The following is a 22,479-nucleotide window of genomic DNA, read 5'->3' on the forward strand; positions in this document are numbered from 1 at the left end:
AATAATGCCGACCTGGCAAACCGATCGACTACCCGATCAGCTGGATCAATTGAGGAAAGGAAGACAGGCATGAACGCTCGCGTGGGCTTTGAGGAACTTGTTCCGACGCCGGACGGATTTGCATTGACGGCGTGGCCGCGCGATGCGGCGCCCGAACAGTTGTTGCCCGCGCTCGCGGAGATTTTTTGCCGCGATGCGAAGCGGCAGCTGGTATCGCTGAACGTGCCGTTCGAACCCGCCGATGACGCGACGCATGCATTCGTCACGCGCGCGATTCGCGAGGGCATCGTCGACACGGCGGAATGCGTGGGTTCGACACTACGGCTGACGGCATCGCGCGCGACCTTCTGGCAGCAGCCGTCGTTGTGGCTTACCGCGCCTTCATCGGCGGGCATGCCGGTGCGTTATACGGTCGATCACAAGCGGCGTCATCCCGTGCGCGCGCCGAAGCCGGAGGGCGTCGTGTATCGCCGCTTCATGCCGACCGTGGGCATGACGTTCAGCCTGCGCACGGTGGATGTGGAGCGCGATACCGATATCTTTCACTATTGGCAGAATCAGGAGCGCGTCGCGCACTTCTGGGACTTCAAGGGCACGCGCGAGGAGCATGCGGCATATTTGACCGAGCAGTGCGCGGACCCGCACGTGCATCCTCTGATAGGTTGTTTCGACGATGTGCCGTTCGCGTACTTCGAGGTGTATTGGGCGAAAGAAGATCGCGTTGCGCCGTTTTACGATGCCGGTGATTTCGATCGCGGCCTGCATCTGCTGGTGGGTAACAGCGACTATCAGAGCGCGGGGAAATTGCGCGCGTGGTTCAACGGCATCCTGCACTACATGTTCATCGACGATCCGCGCACGCAACGCGTGGTCGGCGAGCCGCGCATCGATCACACGCGGCATATCGCGTGGATGCATCGGCTGGGCGCCTATACGCTGAAGGAGTTCGATTTTCCGCACAAGCGCGCGGCGCTCGTCATTGTCGAGCGCGAGGCGTACTTCGGGCAGTTCGGGCCTTGAAAGCGATGAATCAGGTCAGGCGCAATTGGCGCTTTACGTCACCGCCTTTGCGCTTTTTCGCCTCGGCCTTTTTGCAAATGTCGAGTAATAACCAGCGCGCGACTGTCTCAGGACGGTCCATTCCGCATTGAGCGGAGCGGATATCCCAACCGAAATAGACAATAACGGTTCCGTCGATTACCCGATAGGAGCCCGTGTGTGTGATCCCTGCGACCGTAACGGTAAGCGGTCGCCTCTCGTCGTATTGAGCTGAAGCCACTGTTTTTGATTTTTGAATTACAAAGCAAAAACTTATACGGACGATTATCGCCCGTCAACTGAATATACTTTTGGAAGCGCATTTTGGATTTTCAACAACAGGCGGAAATTGAAAGTGCGATTCCAGCGCAGGCGAAACGCATTTCAATGGAGAATTGAGGATTCGTTCGGCGCGCAAGGCCTCCCAAGGGGTTGGGTTCTACTTGAAGACTTGCGATATCGTCTGAAGATATAGCAGGCGTATTGTCATCGCTAACTCTCGCGGGGACCGCGTTCGGGGCTATCTCCCCTCAAAAATCGGCTGCCAGCCCATTTTTGACGATATCGACAAGCGCTTTTATTACTAGAACAATCTATATTGCAGAAACAGGACCCTTCATCGCAGCCTGCGATTTCGACCGGGTCTTAATCCGTGCCTTCGCGCTACGTTGCATCGTCATGCCATGGCGGTCTTCGGGAGACGGCCATGCTTCTTTCAGCAGGGGGAGCCATGTCCACCTCACCGCTTTTCGATGCACCGCACGGTGTCGGCGATTCCATCGAACAGGCCGATTCGCGCTTGCACAATCGCGACCTGGCGCCCGTGCCTCATACGCGGCGCACGTGGACGGGCTATAGCATCTTTGCGATGTGGATGTCCGACGTGCATAGCGTCGGCGGGTATACGTTCGCGGCGAGTCTCTTCCTGCTCGGGATTTCCGGCTGGCAGGTGCTGATCGCGCTGACAGTCGGCATCCTTGTCGTCTACGTGCTGATGAACTGGGTCGGCAAGCCGAGCTACATGCACGGCATTCCATTCCCCGTGATGGCGCGGGTGAGCATGGGCGTGATGGGCGCGAACCTCGCCGCCGTGATACGCGGCGTGGTGGGCATCGTCTGGTATGGCGTGCAAACCTACTTCGCTTCCAAAGCGGTTGCGACGCTGCTGCTCCTGTTCATTCCGGCTTCGGTCGCATTGCGCAACGTCAGTTTCCTGAGCCTGGACGGTTTGGGCTGGGTAAGCTTCCTCTTCATGTGGATCTTCCAGCTGATCATTTTCCAAAGAGGCATGGAGACAATCCGCAAGTTCATCGACTTTTGCGGGCCTGCCGTGTACGTCGTGATGTTTGCGCTGATGGCGTGGATTCTTTCGCAGGCCGGGCTTGGCAGCCTGAGTCTGACGCTTGGCGGCAAAACGCTAACGGGCTCGGAGCAATTCGCGGGCATGGGCAATGCGGTGCTGCTCGTCATCAGCTATTTCGCTGCGCTGCTGCTCAACTTCGGCGACTTCTCGCGCTTTGCGAAGAGCGAGCAGCAAATGAAGATCGGCAATTTTCTCGGACTGCCCGTCAACTTCATCGTCTTTGCGATCATCACGGTGATCGTGACGTCGGGCAGCGCAAGCGTGTTCGGCTCGATGATCATGGACCCCGTCGCGATCGTCGCGCACATTCAGAACAAGGTAGCCGTGGTGATCGGCAGCCTCACGTTCATCGTGGCGACAATGGGCATCAATATTGTCGCCAATTTCGTCTCGCCTGCGTATGACGTGGCGAACCTGTTCCCCAAACATGTCGACTTCAAGCGCGGCGGATTGATCGCGTCGATTCTCGCAGTCGTCGTTTGCCCGTGGATCTTCGTCGACAGTCCCAAGGCCATTACGATTTTCGTCAGCGTGTTCGGCGCCGTGCTCGCACCGCTATACGGGGTGATGATGGCCGACTTCTACCTGATCAAGAAGCAGCAGGTACAAACTGCCGAGTTGTACACGATGGCGCCCACGGGCCGCTTCTACTACGACGGCGGCTGGAACCGGGTGGGCGTGGCGGCGCTCGTGCTGTCGGGCTGCATTTCCATTGGCTGGGAATTGTGCACGCAACTACTGCACGTGCTGCCTGAAAACAACTTTGGCTGGCTGATGGGCGCCGTGGCGGGTGCGTTGTTGTACGTCGTCATGATGCGAATCGCGCGCAGGACGTGACCGGCCTGTTTCGTTTGCATTCGCGGACGTCTGCAGCCATAGCACATACGCTCACGCGTTGGCGTGATGGACGGATTTGGGCGCTAGTTTGTCTTTAGAGACCGATCAAAGTATTCGATACTCAGGAGTCGATTCGTGACGTGCAAGGGCGCGCCACTGCCTTCATATGCGCACGCATATACCAGCAGGGCCGTCGAATCGAAACAACTCCATATTGCCAGCCCTTTCGAACGGACACGAAGATGGACCGGCTTGACGCGTTGAGGCTGTTTGTCGAAATCGCCGAAGCCGGGAGCTTTTCCGCGGCTGCGCGGAAGAGCACGGTGTCGACATCGACGGTAACGCTCGCGCTGCAAAAGCTCGAAGAGGAAGTCGGCGCGCGTCTCATCATGCGCACGACACGACGCCTGGCTTTTACGCACGAAGGTCAGCGCTTTCTCGACGACGCACGCCGTGTGCTTGCCGATTGGGATGCGGCGATTCTCAGTCTGCGCGAAGACGGTCCATTGAACGGCCCCATCCGGCTGACGGCCAGCACCGATTTCGGCCGCACGCGTGTCGTGCCGCTGCTGGACAAGTTCATGAGCCTGTACCCGCAAGTGCAGGTGTCGGTGCTGCTGACGGATGGCGTGATCGACCTAGTCGATCAACATCTGGACCTCGCATTGCGCAATGGTCCGCTGATCGATTCGCGGCTCAAGGCGCGGCTGCTGTTGACGGGGCCGCGCGTGGTGTGCGCCGCGCCGTCTTATTGGGCGACGCATGGCAAGGCGATGCATCCGTCGCAACTGTCGTCGCATAACTGCCTGATCCTCGCGCGGCCCGATGCGCCGTTCGCGAACTGGCCTTTCGTCGTCGACGGCAAGCAGATCGCCGTCCGGGTATCGGGCAATCGCGTGGCGAGCGATGGCGGCGTGCTGCGCGAATGGGCCGTGAACGGTTATGGCGTGATACTGAAAAACCGTTGGGACGTCTATCACGAACTGTTGTCGGGCAGGCTCGAGACGGCGCTGGATCAGTACATCGGCGAGCGCGTCGATCTGTTCGCTGTCTATGCAGGTGCGATGCCGAGCCGGCGGGTGGGTACGCTGATCGACTTCATTGCGCGTGAGCTGGCCGTCGACGATACGCTCGAACTGCATCCGCTAGACAGTCTTCGTCCGCTTTAGCATCGCTCTCCGTTTCCGATTGTTCAGACTTTAGCCGTACGACGAGTTGCACCGGCATCCGAAAGCAGGTAGCCTAACTGCGATTAACTTTGTCGGAGTGGCTATGTCTCACATCAGCGCAGGTGTCGAATACGGCTTGCACTGCCTGCTTTATCTCACGGAAACGGCGCCTGGCGGCGTTTCCGAGGCGAGCGTGCGCGATCTGGCCGAGTTGCAGGGCGTGCCCGCCGACTACGTCGCGAAACTATTTACCAAGCTGCATAAAGCGGGGCTAGTCATTGCGACGGAAGGCGCCAAGGGCGGCTTTGCGCTTGCGCGTCCGGCAAATCAGATTTCGGTACTCGACGTCGTGACGGCCATTGACGGCGACAAACAGTTGTTCGAATGCAGGGAGGTGCGCACGCGCTGTGCGGTATTCGGTGAAACGGCACCGGCATGGGCGTCCAGCGGCGTCTGCTCGATTCACGCCGTGATGCAGAACGCGGAAAAGCGCATGCGTGAAGCACTGGCTTCGCAATCGCTTCATGACCTCGCGGTGCGCACGTCCGCGAAGGCGCCGCGCACGTATGGGCCGCAAGTCGTCAAATGGCTGGATGGCCGTGCGACAGGCCGGCGGCGCGATCGCAGCGGGGCGGCTTCCGGCCAACGCTCCTGAGATACAGGCAGTCGATATGACGAAGGCCGCAGCCTGAAAAGCTGCGGCCTTTTCTTTTCGACTTTGTGCTGACGATTAAGCCGCTTCGACCAGTGCGTTGCCGACGCGTGCCCGTTCCCACGCGGCCCACTCGGCGGCCACGCCGGCAAGTTCTGCCTTGGCGCGCTTCAGTGCTTCCGTGCGCGCTTCCTGATCGGAGAACTGCAACGGTTGCGCGTCGACGAAGCACGGCTCGTTGACCCCGATGAAAGAGAATGCGGCCTTGAGCGCCGGCGTGAGCGCATCCATCGACGAAAACACCGTGCCGGGGCGCAGATCGGCGCCGCGCGTGGTGATGAACAGCGTCTTCTGTCGGTTCAACTGGCCGACGATGGTGCCCTCCTCGGAATTCTTGTAGGTCACGCCCGTACGCGTCACGTTGTCGATGAACGCCTTGAACGCCGAAGGCATGGACCAGTTGTACATCGGCATCGCGAAGACGAAGGCGTCGGCTTCCAGCAGCCGCTTGCACAGCGCATCGGACGGCGCCAGCGTGCCGCGCATGGCCTCGGTACGTTCGTGCTCCGGGTGGTAGGTCGCGATGGCGAACGCTTCGGTGACGTGCGCGGGCGTATCGACGGTGACGTCGAGATAGTCGACTTCGACATCCACGCCTTCGGCACGCAGGTTCTCGATGAACTCGCGCGACAGCGCGCGGGAATTGGATCGCTCGCGCTTGGCGCTCGAATCGACGTGGAAAATCTTCATTTCTTTCTCCATTAACTACGACTATACGTATCGTAGTTGAGAGGATAGGGAAATTGGCAGAACTCTGCAACTGCCGGGACGCAAGCGATTGACCGTGCGCATGTACTTCGAACACGTGTGAGAAAGCGCCGCGGCCTTGCGCAATAAGGCTCTCGCGGAAGCTTTAGCATGTAGTGCGACGGATAGGGGAGGAAAACGAGATTCAGTGTTTCGCGTATGCATGCGGTTGCGACACCACTATGTGGGCCGGTCGCGACCAAGGTGCCACCGTGCTGTCGTCGCTTCGATGTCTAGTCAGACTGGCGGCTATGGACTAGCCAAAAGTCACGCGTGTGACAAAGACACACAAACCCTGCGGGTCATGCGTGAAGATTCGATGCTGCACCTGCAACGAATGTTGCGCGGCTCGTGCGTCATTTAGCGACGTGCAGCACCGATGACAGGAAGCGCCAAAGGCTTTGCCGCCCGTGGCGCTTAAGATTTGTTCAGGCTCTACAGTATGCGAATGACCGTGCGTTCGAATTCAATCGAGCACGATACCGCTAGGACAAGACGGTACCGCGGATGCCAGAATCATCCGGTCTCGATTGGCGGGGAAGTAGCTCTCGCATGCTCGCGGGCGAAACACCGGGTCGCCGCGTCGTATCGGCATGCCTGTCAATACACAGAACGAATCCATGCGTGCGAGACCGATGCGCCACACCTGATCCGCGTAATGACCTGAGCGCGGATCGCTCCAGCATACGCTCAACGTCTTCGACGACAGTTGTTCGAGGATGGAGATATGCGCCGGCGGCGGCTCGGCGGGAGCAGGTTCGAGTGCTTCCGGCGGCGGCCGCTTGGTCATGCGGAATTTTTTCTTTGGACCGTATTGTGCTTTCTTGATCGATTCAAGGGGTGTGGGCATCAGGACGCCCACCAATGCGCGTCGAACGATATCTTCTTCAACCGGACGAGTCATCATTCACCTCCGTCACAGAGTTTGGCTGGCGGCACGCTCTGACGCGGCCGAGGTGCTGCTGCTGACGTGTTGTACGGTGTGGCTCGCAAGGCAGTTCCAGCGACATGCCTGCATGGCGCGCAGTTATGCGCGAAATCGATTCCCGCCATCAACGCGCCGTGACTCTATATTGGACGTTCAGGCGGCCATACAGCAAGTTAAGCGTTGTTAACCGGAATGCGCAACGTAATCTTGTCGCGCTTCAGGTCGCTGAACTTCTTAAGCCCGGCCAAAGCGCGTGCGCTATCTACGCGCATGGCCTGAGGGCTTGATATCGGCATAAATATGCATCGCTATTACTTCTTGTCCCAGGTAACGAGGTCCTTATCGTTGTCGTCGGCGACAAAGATCGCGAGCAGCTTGGCGGGTTTGGTCTTGCTCGCGTTCTCGCTGACCATGTGATGCGCGCCGAGGGCTTCCGTCCAGCTTTCACCTGCGTGATAGACGTGCTCTTCGCCATCGTCGACCTTGCTTCGGATCTCGCCTTGCAGAACGTAGCCGACCACGAATGCCTGCCCATGACGATGAGATGGCGACACGCCACCCGGTTTGTAATCGACGACGATGGCCGTCATGGTCTTGCCCGGCACGTTTGCGATTGCCGTCTGGAACGCCGGGCTGATGTGCTCGCGCGGGCCATCGACGCCATGCGCGTGCGCCGCGTGTGCTGCGCTCAGCGCGATGCAGGCGGTGGCTGTATATGCAAGAACGGTATGAACAAATTTCACTTGACTCTCCGATAAAAGATATCGACTGCAGTAACTACGACTTGTGTTGTCGTAGTTCGGAGAATAATCACTTTTGCGCTTACGTGCAAGGAGGCGTTCCGTTGGCCATGCCGCAGTCGATCCATTTCACCCTTTCATCGAAATGGATTCTTGTCATCTTTGTCATTGATGTCTAGAATTCGCGAAATTGACAGTCTTGTCAAAGATGGCGGGCGACTCGTTCCGCTACCGGCAAACCGCCGCGCGTCGCGCGGCTTCACGCGGAAGCTGTTTTCATGTCTACGGATGCATCACGTTCAACGACCGCCCTCGGCGGTCGAGCTGCCATCTGGCGGCACATCTTTGCGGGCTTCAGCGCAAGCCTTGTCGGAATCGGGCTGGCGCGTTTCGCCTATACACCGCTCATTCCGCCGCTGATTCAGGCGCATTGGTTCGCCGCATCGGATGTCGTGTATCTGGGTGCAGCCAATCTTGCGGGCTATCTGCTCGGCGCGCTGCTGGGACGTCCTGTTGCGCATCGGTTGACGAACACCTACACACTGCGCGCAATGATGGTGTTGGTCTCGGCGGCGTTTCTCGCCTGCGCGTTCCCGGTATCCGTCGCGTGGTTTTTCTTCTGGCGATTGTTGTCGGGTGTCGCGGGCGGAGCGATCATGGTGCTGGTCGCCGCCACGGTTCTGCCGCATGTGCCCGCCGATCGCAAAGGGCTCGCGAGCGGTTCGATTTTTCTCGGACTTGGCGTCGGCATTGCAGCATCCGGAACCATCGTGCCGCTGCTGCTCAACTTCGGCTTGCGCAATACGTGGATCGGTATTGCCGTCCTGTCGGCGGCGTTGACGGTCGCGACCTGGTACGGCTGGCCATCCGCAACAAAACATGTACACGCCGGACATGGGCTGTCGACGGAGAAAACACATGACCCCTCGATCGTTCGCGTGCTGTACGCCGAATACGCATTGATGGCGTTGGGCCTTGTTCCCACTATGGTCTTTCTGGTCGACTTCATCGCGCGCGGGCTCGGAGCGGGCGCACACGTAGGCGCGTCATACTGGATTCTGTATGGCATAGGCGCAATTTTCGGCGCCCCTGTATATGGTTTCGTGGCCGATCGTTTCGGCGGAAGCTTCGCGATCCGCGTGCTGTCGCTGCTGCAGGTGTTCGTCGTCGCGGTGTTGGCGGTGTCCGGCAACCAGATCGTAATTGGCGTGTTGACGCTCGTCATCGGCAGCTTCCCGCCGGGCGTCGTGCCAATGATGCTTACGCGTGTGCATGAAGTCGTACCGCATGATCATGCCAGGCAGCAGAGGGTCTGGAGCCGCGTGACGACCACCTTTGCGGCGTTTCAGGCCGTCGCAGGCTATGCATATTCGGCGCTGTTCAATGCGAGCGGCGGCAATCACCGGCTGCTGTTTGCGATTGGCGCGGCAGCACTCGTGTTGCTCGTGATCACAGACTTTGCATCGCCGTGGCTCGCACGAGATCGCAACGATGCATAGCACACGCTTCGTTTGAAAAGAACGCTCGATCAGATCGTCTAATGAGGATGAGCGGGCGCTTCACGTTAACAAGGATTAACTACCGACAGCGCCCTCGACGGCCGACAATGCCCTCATCCAGTTTTTGGCATGACGTGCGCATGCAGCTGTATCGACGCGGAGGTTTAGAACGTGAAGGCAGGCGTGGACCGTTCGTTCCGGAATGACACGGACGACGCCGATTCGCGGCGGTCGGCGGCCGTGCCATCGCCGTCGACGCGCCTGGCACTCGTACCGCACCTGCTCATTCTCGGCGTGTGCGGCTGGTCGCTGATCGAAACATCCGCGGAGTTCGATCCTTCTGCGGGCGAAGTTGGCATCGCGGCACTCGCGTTCGCGAAGATCGTATGGACGGTGATCGGCATTGCAGCCGCATGCGGAATCAGGCGTGCGCAATGGATCTTTTCGTTTCTCTGCGGACTGAGCCTGGTTGCGATCGTGCCGGGTTTGCCTGTCGAACTGAACGGGTCGGCGTGGATTTTCGCGCAATCGCTTGTCGAATGCGTGCTGAAGGCGGGTGCGCTGCTTGCGCTGGGTTTGTCGCGCGTCACGCGACCTGCGGCCATCGGCTACGTCGCGTGGAATGACGACAACGGCCGCACCCAGAAGCCATAAACGCGGCGTACGTTTCGCTAGGCGGTCGGCTTCCTGAACAGATCGCGCGCAATCGAACAGAACAGATCGGTCGTGGGACTCTGATCCTGCAAACGCCGGCTCATGATGATGGGCGACGACACCTGCGTTTCGTCGATCGACCGGTACGTCACGCCGCGCGCCCGCAAACCCCTCACACTTTCCGGCACGAGACACACGCCCACTTGCGCGGCCACGAGTCCGAGCGCCGTTTGCAGTTCGCGCACTTCGTGGATCGCTGTGGGTTCCACAGCGTGATCGCGAAACGCGGAGAGCTGCTGGTCTGCGTAACTCGGACGCGGCGTGGATGGATAGATGATCAGCGTTTCCTTCGACAGGGCGTCGAGCGTCAGCTTCGATGCATCGGCGAGCGCATGACCCGCAGGCAGGGCCGCAATCAGGTGCTCTTCGACAAGCACCTCGCGCGCCAGTTGCGAATCGTCGAAGCGCAGGCGGCCAAAGCCCACGTCGATACGACCGCCCTTGAGCGCGCTCAGCTGCTCGATCGTGAACATCTCGATCAACGAAATCTGGATCAGCGGCGCGGCCTCTCTGAACGCACGGATCACATCGGGCAGCGGGCCGTATAGCGTGGACGGCACGAAGCCGACCACGATGCGCTCCGCCAACTGCGCGAGACGCCGCGTGAGCGGCAAGAGTTCATCGCTCTCTTCGAGCAGGCGCTTCGCCTGCGCGTAAAACACGCGGCCCGCTTCCGTCAGCTTGAGAGGACGCGCGCCGCGTTCGAACAGCGCCAGGCCCACGCTGTCTTCGATCTGCTGGATTTGCCGCGAGAGCGGCGGCTGCGTCATGTTCAGGCGTTCGGCCGCCCGGGTGAAGTTCCTTTCCTCGGCGACGGCCACGAAATAGCGAAGTTGACGCAGTTCCATCTATGCCCCGAAGGTATGGAAATAGACTCAATCGGTCTTGGACGGATTCCGCCGGCGCCCCTAGTATGAGCACAACAGCAGGAGAGCCGTATGATACCAAGCCCCGTTCAGATACAAGCCGTAGAGACCATTCTCGTCGATGTTCCGACGATTCGCCCGCACCGCCTGTCGGTTGCCACCATGAATTGCCAGGCCCTCGTGCTGATCCGGATTCAATGCGCGGATGGTATAACGGGCTGGGGCGAGGCGACGACGATCGGCGGTCTCGCTTACGGCGAGGAAAGCCCCGAAAGCATCAAGACCAATATCGACACCTATTTCGCGCCGATGCTCAAGGGCATGGACGCGACCCGTCCTGGCCAGGCAATGGCGAAGCTGCGCGAATGCTTCCAGGGCAACCGCTTCGCCAAGTGCGGCATCGAAACCGCGCTGTTCGACGCACAGGCACAACGCTTCGGCGTGCCGTTGTCGGAACTGTTCGGCGGCCGCGTGACGGATTCCGTCGAAGTTGCATGGACGCTGGCAAGCGGGGACACCGGCCGCGATATCGACGAAGCGCATCTGATGCTGGAAAAGAAGCGGCATCGCGTGTTCAAGCTGAAGATCGGCACGCGTGCACCCGCCGACGACATCGCGCATGTGGCTGCGATCAAGGCCGCCGTCGGCGATCGCGCCGAAGTACGCGTAGACGTGAATCAGGCATGGAGCCAGACGGAAGCGATCTGGGCCAGCGAGCGCCTCGCGGACGCAGGCTGCAATCTGATCGAGCAGCCCATTGCCGCCGAAGACCAGCGCGGGCTCAAGCGACTCTCGCATCTGTCGAAGGTGCCGATCATGGCCGATGAAGCGCTGCACGGTCCCGTCGACGCATTCGACATCGCCAGCGCGCACGCCGCCGATGTATTCGCCGTGAAGATCGCGCAGTCGGGTGGCCTGACGGGTGCGGCGAGCGTGGCGGCCATCGCGCTCGCTGCCGGCATCGATCTGTATGGCGGCACGATGCTCGAAGGCGCGATCGGCACGATGGCATCCGCGCAACTGTTCAGCACGTTCCGCGAATTGAAGTGGGGCACCGAGTTGTTCGGGCCGCTGCTTCTCACGGAAGAAATTCTCACGGAGCCGCTGCGCTACGAGAACTTCTCGTTGCAGTTGCCGCATGGCCCCGGACTCGGTATTCAACTCGACCTCGACAAGATCGGGAGACTGCGCCGCGATTCGAAGCACGGCGCGAGTGTGGTCAAAGGTTAGCTATGACGGTGCTGGATCCGCAGCCCGTAAAGCACATTTGGCATCGTCATCAGTGATTGGACTAAAAGGAGACATCCCCATGAACATCGAAACCATCGACGCGCTGTTGAACAAGATCAACGCAAGCGCCACGCACGAAGGCAACGCACGCACGAAGCAAGTGGTGAACCGCATCGTTCGCGATCTGTTCGTCACGATCGACGAACTCGACGTGTCGCCCAACGAATTCTGGGCCGCGCTGAACTACCTCGGCGAAGCGGGCCAAAGCGGCGAACTGGGCCTGCTGGCAGCGGGTCTCGGCTTCGAGCATTTCCTCGACGTGCGCCTCGACGAAGCGGAAGCGAAGGCAGGCGTCGCGGGCGGCACGCCGCGTACGATCGAAGGTCCGCTGTATGTGGCGGGCGCGCCGGAGTCGACGGGCCACGCGCGTCTCGACAACGGCAACGAGCCGGGCGAAACGCTCGTGATGCGCGGCCGTGTGCTCAACGACGACGGCCAGCCGGTGAAGGGCGCACTCGTCGAAGTGTGGCACGCGAACCATCTGGGCAACTACTCGCACTTCGACAAGTCGCAAGCCGAGTTCAACCTGCGCCGCTCGATTCGCACTGACGCAGACGGCGTGTACAGCTTCCGCAGCGTGGTGCCGATCGGCTATAGCGTGCCGCCGGGCGGCAAGACGCAACAGCTGCTCGATCAACTCGGCCGTCACGGTCATCGTCCGGCGCACATTCACTTCTTCGTATCGGCGCCCGGCTTCCGCAAGCTGACCACGCAGATCAACATCGAAGGCGATCCGTATCTGTGGGACGACTTCGCATTCGCGACGCGCGAGGGTCTCGTGCCCGCGGTGAAGAAGGAAGAGGGCGCAACGGGCAAGCCCTATGGCATCGACGGCCAGTTTGCGCTGATCGACTTCGACTTCAGCCTCGTGAAGGACCGCAACGACGTGCCGACGAGCGAAGTGGAACGCGTGCGTGCCTGATCGCGCTGCACGGCAGCAGGGCACATAGTGGTGTGAACGCGGCCGCCGCTTCAGGCGGCCGCTTTTGTTTGAATCGCGCGAGTTGCGACGAACGCCGCGCAACGAACCTTTAAGGGAGTACACGCATGCTTTTTCACGTCAAGATGGTCGTCAAGCTGCCGCCGGATATGCCCGTCGAACGCGCCAATGAATTGAAGGCCACTGAAAAGGCAATGGCGCAGCGTCTGCAGAAAGAAGGCATCTGGCGACACCTGTGGCGCATTGCGGGGCTGTACGCCAATTACAGTGTGTTCGATGTCGAAAGTCCGGCGCAGCTAAACGATCTGCTGATGCAGTTGCCGCTTTATCCGTATATGGAAGTGACCGTCGATGCGATGTGCCGTCATCCGTCGTCCATTCACGACGACGATCGCTAAGCGCCTTTTATGCGCAAGCCCAGATGAAAAAGGAAGAGACCCGAAACATCGTCTCTTCCAAAGTACTACTGGGTAGCTTCAACAGACAACAACCACTACAACAAAAAACGCGGTATCAATCGAGTGCGGCGGCGGGGCCGAAGAACTCGAAACGGCTCTGCTTCTCCGGCACGCCAATCGCCTTCAGGTGACGCTTGACGGCCTTCATGAAAGGCTTCGGCCCGAGGAAGTACACATCGACGTCACGCGTCGCCGGCATCCATTCGATCAGACGGTCTTCGTCGATGAAGCCTTCGGCGTGATGCGCCTCGTCCTGCTGACGCGGCTTCTCGTACACATAGAAGCGCTTGAGCTGCGGATGACGCGCGGCCAGTTCGTCGATCACGTCGCGGAACGCGTGCACGCCGCCATGGCGCGTCGCGTGAATGAAGTGAATCGGGCGCGACGTTTGCAGCGCGGCATTCAGCATCGCAAGCGTCGGCGTGATGCCGACACCGCCGCTGATCAGCACGAGCGGCTTGTCGCTGTGTTCCAGCGTGAAGTCGCCCGACGGCGCGTACAGATCCAGCGTGTCGCCTTCCTTGATGGAATCATGCAGAAAGTTCGAGCCCTTGCCGTTCGGTTCGCGCTTCACGCTGATGCGATATTCGCGGCCGTTCGCCGCAGCCGACAACGAATAGTTGCGGCGAATTTCTTCACCGTCGACGATCAGGCGCAAGCCGATGTACTGACCCGGCTGGAATTCAAGCACGTCGCCACCGTCGGCGGGGCGCAGATAAAACGACGTGATCTCGTCGCTCTCCTTGACCTTGCGCGCGACCACGAACGGACGCGTGCCGCGCCAGCCGCCCTTCGACGTTTCCTTCTCGACATACACCTTCTCTTCGAGGCCGATCAGCAGGTCGGCCAGTTGACCGTACGCGGCGCCCCACGCTTCGATCACGGCGTCCGTTGCGATTTCCGGTCCGAGCACTTCGCGGATCGCGCGCAGCAGACATGTGCCGACGATCGGATAATGCTCGGGCAGAATGTTCAGTGCGACGTGCTTGTTGACGATTTGCGAAACCAGTCCGCCGAGTTGTTCGAGTTTTTCGATATGACGCGCATACATCAGCACCGCATTCGCAAGCGCACGCGGCTGATCGCCGGATTGCTGGTGAGCCTGATTGAACAGCGGGCGCACACTCGGGTACTCCGACAACATGGTCTTGTAGAAGTGCGTCGTGAGCGCTTCGCCGCCACTCTCGAGCAGCGGAACGGTTGCCTTGACGATTGCGCGATGTTCGGCTGACAGCATGAGTTGATTCCTCGCAGTTGGGGTGAGTGGGTCCCGCGCAAATGCAGCGGGCTTCGGCAGTTTCTAATGCAGCTATCGGGCCAGCTTTAAATCGTCGTAAAATCAGTCGCTTAGAAATATCAGGCGTGGATATGACAAGGGTTAAAACGACCTCTATAGAGGTTAAACTGACTGCATCCGAGGTGCTCGACGCGCTGATTCCGCTAGTCGAGGACCTGTCGCGCGACCTGCCGGAGCGCGAGCGCTATCGCCGTCTTCTGACCACGCTGCGTACGCTCTTCCCCGGCGATGCAGCGGCCCTGTTGCGTCTCGATGACGACACCCTCGTGCCGCTCGCGATCGACGGGCTGACGGGCGACACGCTCGGCCGCCGTTTTCGCGTGAGTGACCATCCGCGTTTCGAAGCGCTGCTGTCGAGCGAGCACCCGACGCGCTTTCCCGCCGACTCGGACATGCCCGATCCTTACGACGGTCTCGTGCAGGGCGTGAGCGGCCACCTCGAAGTGCACGATTGCCTCGGCTGTCCGCTACTGATCGGCGGCAGGCCGTGGGGTCTGCTGACGCTCGATTCGCTAAACCCCGAGCGTTTCGACAGCATCGACATGAATACGCTGCAGGCGTTCCTCAGTCTCGCGGCGGCGACGGTGAGTGTCGCGGAGCGCATCGACACGCTCGAACGCAATACGGAAGAGCAGCGTCAGCGCGCGGAGGCTTACCGCCAGGCGAGCGGGCAGAGCAGCCGCGAGCTGATCGGCAGCAGTACGGCGCATCAGCAACTGGTCAATGAAATCCGCGTGGTCGCGAACAGCGATCTGACCGTGCTGATCACGGGTGAAACGGGTGTCGGCAAGGAGCTGGTTGCGAACGCGATCCACAGCGGTTCGCCGCGCGCGAACAAGCCGATGATCAGCCTGAACTGCGCAGCGCTGCCGGATACGCTGGTCGAAAGCGAACTGTTCGGCCATGTGCGCGGCGCGTTTTCCGGCGCATCGTCGGACCGGCGCGGCAAGTTCGAACTCGCCGACGGCGGCACGCTGTTTCTCGACGAGGTCGGCGAACTGCCGCTCGGCGTGCAGGCGAAGCTGCTGCGTGTGCTGCAGAACGGCCAGTTGCAGCGCATCGGCTCGGATAGCGAGCACAAGGTGGACGTCCGGCTTATCGCGGCGACCAATCGCGATCTCGCTGAAGAAGTGCGCGACGGGCGTTTTCGCGCGGACCTGTATCACCGGCTGAGCGTGTATCCGTTGCGCGTGCCGCCGTTGCGCGAGCGCGGACGCGACGTGTTGCTGCTCGCCGGTTTTTTCCTCGAAGACAACCGCGCGCGGCTCGGGCTGCTCAGCATCCGTCTCGGGCAGGACGCGCAAACTGCGCTGCTGTCGTACAACTGGCCGGGCAACGTGCGCGAGCTGGAACATATGATCGGCCGTAGCGCGTTCAAGGCGTTGTCGCGCCACCGCGAGCGCCCGCGCATCCTCACGCTGACGGCGGCGGATCTCGGCATGTCGGCGAACAATGGCGGCGAACTGCCTGCAGCGGTATCGAATGCGGGTTCCGCCGCTGCCGGCGAAGCGAACGGCACCGACTTCCGCAGTGCCGTCACCGCTTACGAGCGCACGCTGGTCAGCGAAGCACTGGAGCGCAACAACCACAACTGGGCGGCCGTTGCGCGCACGCTCGGCATGGATCGTGCGAACCTGAACCGGCTTGCCAAGCGCCTCGGGTTGAAATAGCCGCCCATTCGCAGTGCCGCGGAGATCTGATTTGGTAGTATCTGATTTGTCAGTCAGATCGCCGATCGATCGTTCAGGAGGCTACGCGTGCGTCACTACACCAAAGACAATTTCAGGCTCACAGAGAGCGTCGGCTATCAGCTAGTCAAGGCGCGCAACCTGATCGTGACCGAGATGGACGCGGCGCTGAAAGATCTCGATATCTCCAGCCAGCAAATGGGCATCATGCTGATGCTCCGGCAGAAGCTCGCGTCGACGCCGTTCGAACTGTCGAAAATGCTCGGCATCGACACGGGCCTGATGACGCGCATGCTCGACAAGTTAGAAGCGAAAGGGCTGGTGGTGCGCTCGCGCGACGAAGAAGACCGTCGCGTCGTCAATCTTGCGCTGACGAAAGCCGGCATCGCGGTCGCCGACCAGATTCCCGAAATCGCGCCCGACGTGCTCAATGCGCGTCTGAAGGACTTTACGAAGGCCGAACTCAGCGAACTGCGCCGCCTGCTGCGTAAATTCCTCAGCGACTGAAGCCGCCGCTTCCCTTCTGTCTCCCGCCTGCCTCCGCCGCATTATCCGTTTGAAAGATAAGTGCTGTTGCATCTGACGTAACAATGAGTTGCGCTCAAGTGCCGTTGACTATATCTGACCTGTCAAGTATTGTTCGTGCAAATAGCGAGGAGTCAGAGATGTCGCACTATTCGAAGGAAGATTTTCATTTGACCGACAACGTTGGTTTCGCGATCAGCAAGGCACGCAATCTGATCGTCGGGCAAATGGACGCTGCGGTGAAGGGGCTGAACGTGCGGGCTCACCATGTCGGAATTTTCATGTCGCTGTTGCGCGGCACGGATACCACGCCGGCGATGCTGTCGCGGCATCTGGGTATCGATACGGGCCTGATGACGCGTACGCTCGACAAACTCGAAGTGCTCGGCATGTTGACTCGTACGCGCAATCAGGACGACCGCCGTGTGGTGAATCTCGAACTGACGGATGCAGGCCGCGAGGTTGCGCTGCGGATCACGGAGATTGCACCCGACGTGCTGAATGCGCGGCTTCATTGCTTCACCATGGACGAGTTCGATGAACTGCGCCGTCTGCTTCGCAAGTTTCTCAACGATTGAGCGTTTTTTTTATCCGATTATCTGATAGGTCAGACAATGAGCAATCAATCAAATGCCGGACGGCGCGCTTCGGGCGCACTGAAAATCGGCGTCTCGGTGATGTTCGCTGCCGTGCTGTCGGCATGCGTGAACTATGCAGGCATTCATAGCGATGCGAAGACGGCTGAGCCGCAGCAGTACGCGACGCAGCAAAGCATTCCCGCCGAGCAGGGCCATTGGCCCGCCGCCAACTGGGCCGATCAGTTTGGCGACGCACAACTGAAGGCGTTGATCGACGAGGCACTGAAGGGCAGTCCGACGCTCGAGCAGGCGCGCGCCCGTGTGGCGTCGGCGGCGGCCTATAGCGAAACGGCGAAGGCGAGCACGATGCCGCGCGTCGACGCCGATTATTCGCTCACGCGCCAGCAGTATTCGAGCACGGCGCTCGTGCCGCCTCCGACGGGCGGCTCGTGGCAGACGGAGAACAAGGGCCTGCTGACCGCATCGTACGATCTCGACCTGTGGGGCAAGAATCGCGAGGCACTGAAGGCGGCGATTTCGCAACTGCAGGCGAGCCAGGCCGATGCGGAGGTGGTCAAGCTGACACTGACCACGTCGATCGCCCGCACCTATAACCAGCTTGCGCGTCTGTATGCGTTGCGCGATATCGCACAGCAGGAAATCGCGCGGCGCGAACAGATCGACAGGATCACGGCGGGCCGCATCGCGACGGGCCTGGATACGGAGGTCGAGCGCAAGACGGCGCAGGCGAATCTCGCGACGAGCCGAGCGTCGCTGAAATCGCTCGACGGTCAGATCCTCGCCACGCGCTATCAGATTGCTGCGTTGCTCGGCGTAGGGCCGGACCGTGGACTTCAGATCGCACGCCCCACGCTCGGCATCGGCGACGACGTGAATCTGCCCGACAACCTGCCGGCCGATCTGGTGAGCCGCCGTCCCGACATCGTTGCTGCGCGCTGGCGCGTCGACGCGATGACGCACGACGTGAAGGAAGCGAAGGCTGAGTTCTATCCCGACATCAACCTGAGCGCCGCGATCGGACTCGACGCGTTCGGCTTCGGCCGCTTTTTGACGGCGGCGAGCCGCACCGCGTCGGTCGGTCCCGCGATTCATCTGCCCATCTTCGATGCCGGCGAACTGCGCGCGCAACTGAAGGGCCGTTACGCCGATTTCGACTATGCCGTCGCGACCTATAACCAGACGCTCGTTACCGCGTTGAGCGAGGTTGCCACGCAACTTGCCGGCGTGCGTTCGACGGACGGACAACTCGGCGACGCGCAAACCGCGCAGGACGCCGCGCGCCAGGCCGACACACTCGCGCTCGTGCAATACAAGGCCGGCCTCACGAACCAGTTGACCGTACTGAATGCCGACGTGAATGCGCTAGCCGCAGATCAGGCCGTCGCGAACCTGCGCATGGACCGCCGCGATCAGCAGATCGCGCTTGCATCCGCGCTGGGCGGCGGCTTCGTCGATACGTCGAACAGCGATCAGAACGCGCACGTCGCGTCCGCCGCTGAAACGTCTGCCAACGCCGCGCACTGAGCGCATACCGATCGCCTACCGACCGAATTGCCAGGAGAACAGAACATGAGCGAAATCGAAACCACCGAGCGCGATACGACGCAAACGCCGCAAGCACCGCACGCGAAGCCGGAAGCGGCGGCGCCCCGCGCTGCGAGCGCCGCCGAACCCAACACGCGCAAACGCAAGCTGCTGCTGTCGCTGCTCGGCGCGGCCGTCGTCATCTCGGCTGCTGCTTACGGCGCGTACTACATGACGTATGCGCGCTACCACGAGACTACCGACGACGCTTACGTGAGCGGCAATCTCGTGCAGCTTACGCCGCAAGTGACGGGCACCGTCATCGCCGTGAATGCCGACGATACGCAGATCGTGAAGATGGGCGACTCCGTCGTGAAGCTCGACGATGCCGACGCGAAAGTCGCGCTCGGCAACGCCGAAGCGACGCTCGGACAGACCGTGCGGCAAGTCAGCAGCCTGTACGTGAACAACGACTTCTATGCGGCGAACGTCGCGCAGAAGCAATCGGATCTGTCGCGCGCGCAGGACGATCTGCGCCGCCGCCAGGCGGTTGCCGGCACGGGTGCCGTATCCGCCGAAGACATCGCGCATGCGCGCGACACCGTGACGGCCGCGCAGGCCGCACTCGACGCCGCGCGTCAGCAGGCGGAGGCTAACCGTGCGTTGACCGATCGCACGACGGTCGCGCAGCACCCGAACGTGCAGGCCGCGGCGTCGAAGGTGCGCGATGCGTACCTCGCGTATGCGCGCAACACGCTGCCCGCGCCCGTCACCGGTTATGTCGCGAAGCGTTCGGTGCAGGTCGGACAGCGCGTATCGCCCGGCACGCCGTTGATGGCCGTCGTGCCGCTCGACGGCGTGTGGGTCGACGCGAACTACAAGGAAAGCCAGTTGCGCAACATGCGCATCGGCCAGCCCGTGACGCTAACGGCCGATGTGTACGGCGGCAAGGTCGAATATCACGGCCGCGTTGTGGGCTTCTCAGCCGGCACGGGCAGCGCGTTCGCCACGCTGCCCGCGCAGAACGCGACAGGCAACTGGATCAAGGTCGTGCAACGCCTGCCCGCGCGCATCCAGCTCGACGAGAAGGAGCTCGAAGCGCATCCGCTGCGTATCGGGCTGTCGATGGAAGTCGACGTGGACACGCGCGACAACACGGGCGCGCAACTCGGTGCCGCACAGAACACGACGTATCGCACGGACGTATTCGCCGAATACGGCGCGCAGGCCGACGCGGAGATCGACAGGATCATCGCGCAGAACATGGTGCCGACGCGTGCGGAATCCCGCCCGCTGGCGAAGCGCGAGCCCGGCGACAAAGCCGGCCCGGCGCAGCACGCGGGCTAAAGCGGAGCGGACACTCGGTTCATCGACGCGTCTTCGCGTACACGATTACCTGACAGGTCAGATAGAAAACCATGAATCCTTCGACGCAAACTGCACCGCCGCCGTTTACGGGCGGCAAGCTGGTGCTCGCGACGCTCGCCGTCGCGCTCGCCACCTTCATGAACGTGCTGGACTCGTCCATCGCGAACGTTGCCATTCCGACCATCTCCGGCAATCTCGGCGTATCCGTCGATGAAGGCACGTGGGTCATCACGCTGTTTTCGGCGGCCAACGCCGTCGCGATTCCTCTGACTGGCTGGCTTACGCAGCGCGTCGGGCAGATCAAGCTGTTCGTCCTGTCGATCCTGCTGTTCGTGTTCTCGTCGTGGCTGTGCGGCGTCGCGCCGAATCTCGTCGTGCTGCTGGCCGCGCGGGTGTTGCAAGGCCTCGTGGCGGGGCCGCTGACGCCGCTCTCGCAAGCGATTCTGCTCGCCTCATATCCGAAGGAGAAAAGCTCGACGGCGTTGTCGCTGTGGGCGATGACGGCGACCGTCGGTCCGATCGCGGGCCCCGCGCTCGGCGGCTGGATTACGGACAGCTACAGCTGGTCGTGGATCTTCTACATCAACATTCCCGTGGGCCTGTTCGCCGCTGGCGTGACCTGGATGCTTTATCGCGACCGCGAATCCGTGACGCGCAAGCTGCCTATCGACAAGGTCGGTCTGCTGTCGCTCGCCGTGTGGGTCGGCACGCTGCAGATCATGCTCGACAAGGGCAAGGACCTCGACTGGTTCAACTCGCCGGTGATCTGGACGCTGACGATCATCGCGGCGATCAGCTTCCTGTTCTTCCTGATCTGGGAGTTCACGGAGAAAAACCCGATCATCGATTTGCGGCTTTTTGCGGGGCAGAACTTCCGTGGCGGCACGATCGCGATTTCGGTTGCGTATGCCGTGTTCTTTGCGAACCTCGTGATCCTGCCGCAATGGATTCAGGGCTACCTCGGCTATCGTTCGGTCGACGCCGGTCTCGTCACGGCGCCGCTCGGCATCTTCGCCGTGCTGCTCGCGCCCGTGATGGCGAAGATCATGCCCAGGTCCGATGCGCGTGTGCTCGCGACGCTCGCCTTCATCGGCTTTGCAGGGGTGTTCATCATGCGCTCGCACTACACGACGGGCGTCGATCAGTGGACCCTGATTCTTCCGACACTGCTGCAAGGCATTCCGATGGCGCTGTTCTTCGTGCCGCTGACGGCGATCATCCTGTCCGGCTTGCCCGCCGAGAAGATTCCTGCGGCAGCGGGCCTGTCGAATTTCGTGCGTATTTTCGCGGGCGGCGTGGGCACGTCGCTAATCACGACGGGCTGGAACAACCGGACGATCCTGCATCATGCGCAGTTGGCCGAGCAGTCCAGCGTCAACAACCCGGATTACGGGAACGCGCTGGCGAGCATCCACGCGACGCTCGGCGGCGGCACAGATCAGGCCGTTGCATTCTTCGAACGGTCGCTCAACGCGCAGGCCGCGATGCTCGGTCTAAACGACATCTTCTGGCTGTCGTCGATGATCTTCATCGTGATCATTCCGCTGATCTGGCTGACGAAGCCCGGCAAGGGCGGCGGTGGCGCTGCGGCGTCGGGCGCGCACTGAGCACGGCGCACGCGAATTGAAATGGAAGGCCCCGGTTGGCGACGCAACCGGGGCCTTTCGCATTGGGACGCCGGAAATCGGGCGGCTGTCCGTCGCGGAAACGTAGGGTGTTGAAAGCCCGTGGAACGTTAAATAAGGGTAAACGTAAGGTCAAATCTGGTATCGTGCGTCCGGGCTCTAATGGATGAAATGGGGTGCGAGCGTCGTCAGGGTTTGTACCAGCCGGTACATCCGCCGCGCCGCCCCGGCTGGAAAGCGAGTCCGCACGCGGGCTGCCGCTGCGGCGCCCGGCTGGCAGCCGCGAGCCGCACCGCCCTAAAGCTCAGGAAAATTCGACTCAATTTCAGGTCGGCCATCCTCCATATCAGGATTTCTTAAGCGAAAACTGCAAAAAATCGCCTTCGGGTCGTTCCCGATGTCAACCTTTTGGACAATTTGCCGTTGTCCATTTGTAAAGAGTTGAAACAGGCGAAATTCGGACAGTAATAGCGTCCGGCGCGCTCCGAAATCCAACCTTATTCGATGCTTCAGCAACGAGACCATTGCTGTTGCATCAGGCAATACCCGGAT

Annotated in this window: 20 protein-coding genes; 15 read left to right on the forward strand and 5 right to left on the reverse strand. The window is 61.0% G+C overall.

Features of this window, described 5'->3' with window-relative positions:
• Positions 1–69: 69 nt before the first annotated feature.
• From G3N95_RS18375 to G3N95_RS18390, 4 genes are all read left to right on the forward strand, one after another.
• Positions 70–1,020, forward strand: a complete 951-nt coding sequence (locus tag G3N95_RS18375; protein WP_205971518.1) for a GNAT family N-acetyltransferase — start codon at positions 70–72, stop codon at positions 1,018–1,020.
• A gap of 748 nt (positions 1,021–1,768) precedes the next feature.
• A complete protein-coding gene (locus tag G3N95_RS18380) occupies positions 1,769–3,238 on the forward strand; it encodes an NCS1 family nucleobase:cation symporter-1 (protein WP_205971519.1) in 1,470 nt (489 codons plus the stop codon).
• Between the two features lie 242 nt (positions 3,239–3,480).
• Entirely contained in the window at positions 3,481–4,407 is a 927-nt protein-coding gene (locus tag G3N95_RS18385) for a LysR family transcriptional regulator (RefSeq protein ID WP_205971520.1), read from the forward strand.
• 103 nt (positions 4,408–4,510) lie between these two features.
• Positions 4,511–5,062, forward strand: a complete 552-nt coding sequence (locus G3N95_RS18390) for an Rrf2 family transcriptional regulator (protein WP_205971521.1) — start codon at positions 4,511–4,513, stop codon at positions 5,060–5,062.
• A 75-nt stretch (positions 5,063–5,137) separates the two neighbouring features.
• On the opposite strand, the gene G3N95_RS18395 is transcribed toward G3N95_RS18390, so the two are convergent.
• The 3 genes from G3N95_RS18395 to G3N95_RS18405 form a co-directional block, all read right to left on the reverse strand.
• Complete coding sequence (locus G3N95_RS18395) at positions 5,138–5,809, reverse strand: NAD(P)H-dependent oxidoreductase (protein ID WP_205971522.1); 672 nt, start codon at positions 5,807–5,809, stop codon at positions 5,138–5,140.
• A gap of 523 nt (positions 5,810–6,332) precedes the next feature.
• Complete coding sequence (locus G3N95_RS18400) at positions 6,333–6,656, reverse strand: DUF3331 domain-containing protein (RefSeq protein ID WP_241018682.1); 324 nt, start codon at positions 6,654–6,656, stop codon at positions 6,333–6,335.
• 449 nt (positions 6,657–7,105) lie between these two features.
• On the reverse strand, positions 7,106–7,537 hold the full coding sequence (locus G3N95_RS18405; protein ID WP_205971524.1) for a cupin domain-containing protein: 432 nt from the start codon (positions 7,535–7,537) through the stop codon (positions 7,106–7,108).
• Between the two features lie 275 nt (positions 7,538–7,812).
• Here G3N95_RS18405 and G3N95_RS18410 point away from each other — a divergent pair, with 275 nt between their 5' ends.
• Both G3N95_RS18410 and G3N95_RS18415 read left to right on the forward strand, forming a co-directional pair.
• Positions 7,813–9,033, forward strand: a complete 1,221-nt coding sequence (locus G3N95_RS18410; RefSeq protein WP_205971525.1) for a YbfB/YjiJ family MFS transporter — start codon at positions 7,813–7,815, stop codon at positions 9,031–9,033.
• 171 nt (positions 9,034–9,204) lie between these two features.
• A complete protein-coding gene (locus tag G3N95_RS18415; RefSeq protein ID WP_205971526.1) occupies positions 9,205–9,687 on the forward strand; it encodes a hypothetical protein in 483 nt (160 codons plus the stop codon).
• A gap of 17 nt (positions 9,688–9,704) precedes the next feature.
• On the opposite strand, the gene G3N95_RS18420 is transcribed toward G3N95_RS18415, so the two are convergent.
• Positions 9,705–10,595 (reverse strand): LysR family transcriptional regulator, encoded by an 891-nt coding sequence (locus G3N95_RS18420; protein WP_205971527.1) that lies wholly within the window; start codon positions 10,593–10,595, stop codon positions 9,705–9,707.
• Between the two features lie 90 nt (positions 10,596–10,685).
• Here G3N95_RS18420 and G3N95_RS18425 point away from each other — a divergent pair, with 90 nt between their 5' ends.
• The 3 genes from G3N95_RS18425 (at position 10,686) to catC (ending at position 13,241) form a co-directional block, all read left to right on the forward strand.
• On the forward strand, positions 10,686–11,843 hold the full coding sequence (locus G3N95_RS18425) for a muconate/chloromuconate family cycloisomerase (RefSeq protein ID WP_205971528.1): 1,158 nt from the start codon (positions 10,686–10,688) through the stop codon (positions 11,841–11,843).
• Between the two features lie 79 nt (positions 11,844–11,922).
• Complete coding sequence (gene catA / locus G3N95_RS18430) at positions 11,923–12,825, forward strand: catechol 1,2-dioxygenase (protein WP_205971529.1); 903 nt, start codon at positions 11,923–11,925, stop codon at positions 12,823–12,825.
• A 125-nt stretch (positions 12,826–12,950) separates the two neighbouring features.
• Positions 12,951–13,241 (forward strand): muconolactone Delta-isomerase, encoded by a 291-nt coding sequence (gene catC / locus G3N95_RS18435; protein WP_205971530.1) that lies wholly within the window; start codon positions 12,951–12,953, stop codon positions 13,239–13,241.
• A gap of 115 nt (positions 13,242–13,356) precedes the next feature.
• On the opposite strand, the gene hmpA is transcribed toward catC, so the two are convergent.
• Positions 13,357–14,538, reverse strand: coding sequence for an NO-inducible flavohemoprotein (hmpA, locus tag G3N95_RS18440; protein ID WP_205971531.1), 1,182 nt, complete (start codon positions 14,536–14,538; stop codon positions 13,357–13,359).
• Positions 14,539–14,669: 131 nt separating this feature from the next.
• Here hmpA and norR point away from each other — a divergent pair, with 131 nt between their 5' ends.
• The 6 genes from norR (at position 14,670) to G3N95_RS18470 (ending at position 21,909) form a co-directional block, all read left to right on the forward strand.
• Positions 14,670–16,268, forward strand: a complete 1,599-nt coding sequence (gene norR, locus G3N95_RS18445; RefSeq protein ID WP_205971532.1) for a nitric oxide reductase transcriptional regulator NorR — start codon at positions 14,670–14,672, stop codon at positions 16,266–16,268.
• An 87-nt stretch (positions 16,269–16,355) separates the two neighbouring features.
• The gene (locus G3N95_RS18450; RefSeq protein ID WP_205971533.1) at positions 16,356–16,793 is read left to right on the forward strand and encodes a MarR family transcriptional regulator; all 438 of its coding nucleotides are present in this window, start codon (positions 16,356–16,358) and stop codon (positions 16,791–16,793) included.
• A gap of 158 nt (positions 16,794–16,951) precedes the next feature.
• Positions 16,952–17,389 carry a MarR family winged helix-turn-helix transcriptional regulator gene (locus tag G3N95_RS18455; RefSeq protein ID WP_205971534.1) on the forward strand — a complete coding sequence of 146 codons (438 nt, stop codon included), beginning with the start codon at positions 16,952–16,954 and terminating at the stop codon, positions 17,387–17,389.
• A gap of 36 nt (positions 17,390–17,425) precedes the next feature.
• Positions 17,426–18,934, forward strand: coding sequence for an efflux transporter outer membrane subunit (locus G3N95_RS18460; protein ID WP_205971535.1), 1,509 nt, complete (start codon positions 17,426–17,428; stop codon positions 18,932–18,934).
• Between the two features lie 45 nt (positions 18,935–18,979).
• The gene (locus G3N95_RS18465; protein WP_205971536.1) at positions 18,980–20,281 is read left to right on the forward strand and encodes an efflux RND transporter periplasmic adaptor subunit; all 1,302 of its coding nucleotides are present in this window, start codon (positions 18,980–18,982) and stop codon (positions 20,279–20,281) included.
• Positions 20,282–20,352: 71 nt separating this feature from the next.
• Positions 20,353–21,909, forward strand: coding sequence for a DHA2 family efflux MFS transporter permease subunit (locus G3N95_RS18470; RefSeq protein ID WP_205971537.1), 1,557 nt, complete (start codon positions 20,353–20,355; stop codon positions 21,907–21,909).
• Positions 21,910–22,479: the final 570 nt, after the last annotated feature.

This window comes from Paraburkholderia sp. Tr-20389 (assembly GCF_017104565.1).
Taxonomy (GTDB): domain Bacteria; phylum Pseudomonadota; class Gammaproteobacteria; order Burkholderiales; family Burkholderiaceae; genus Paraburkholderia.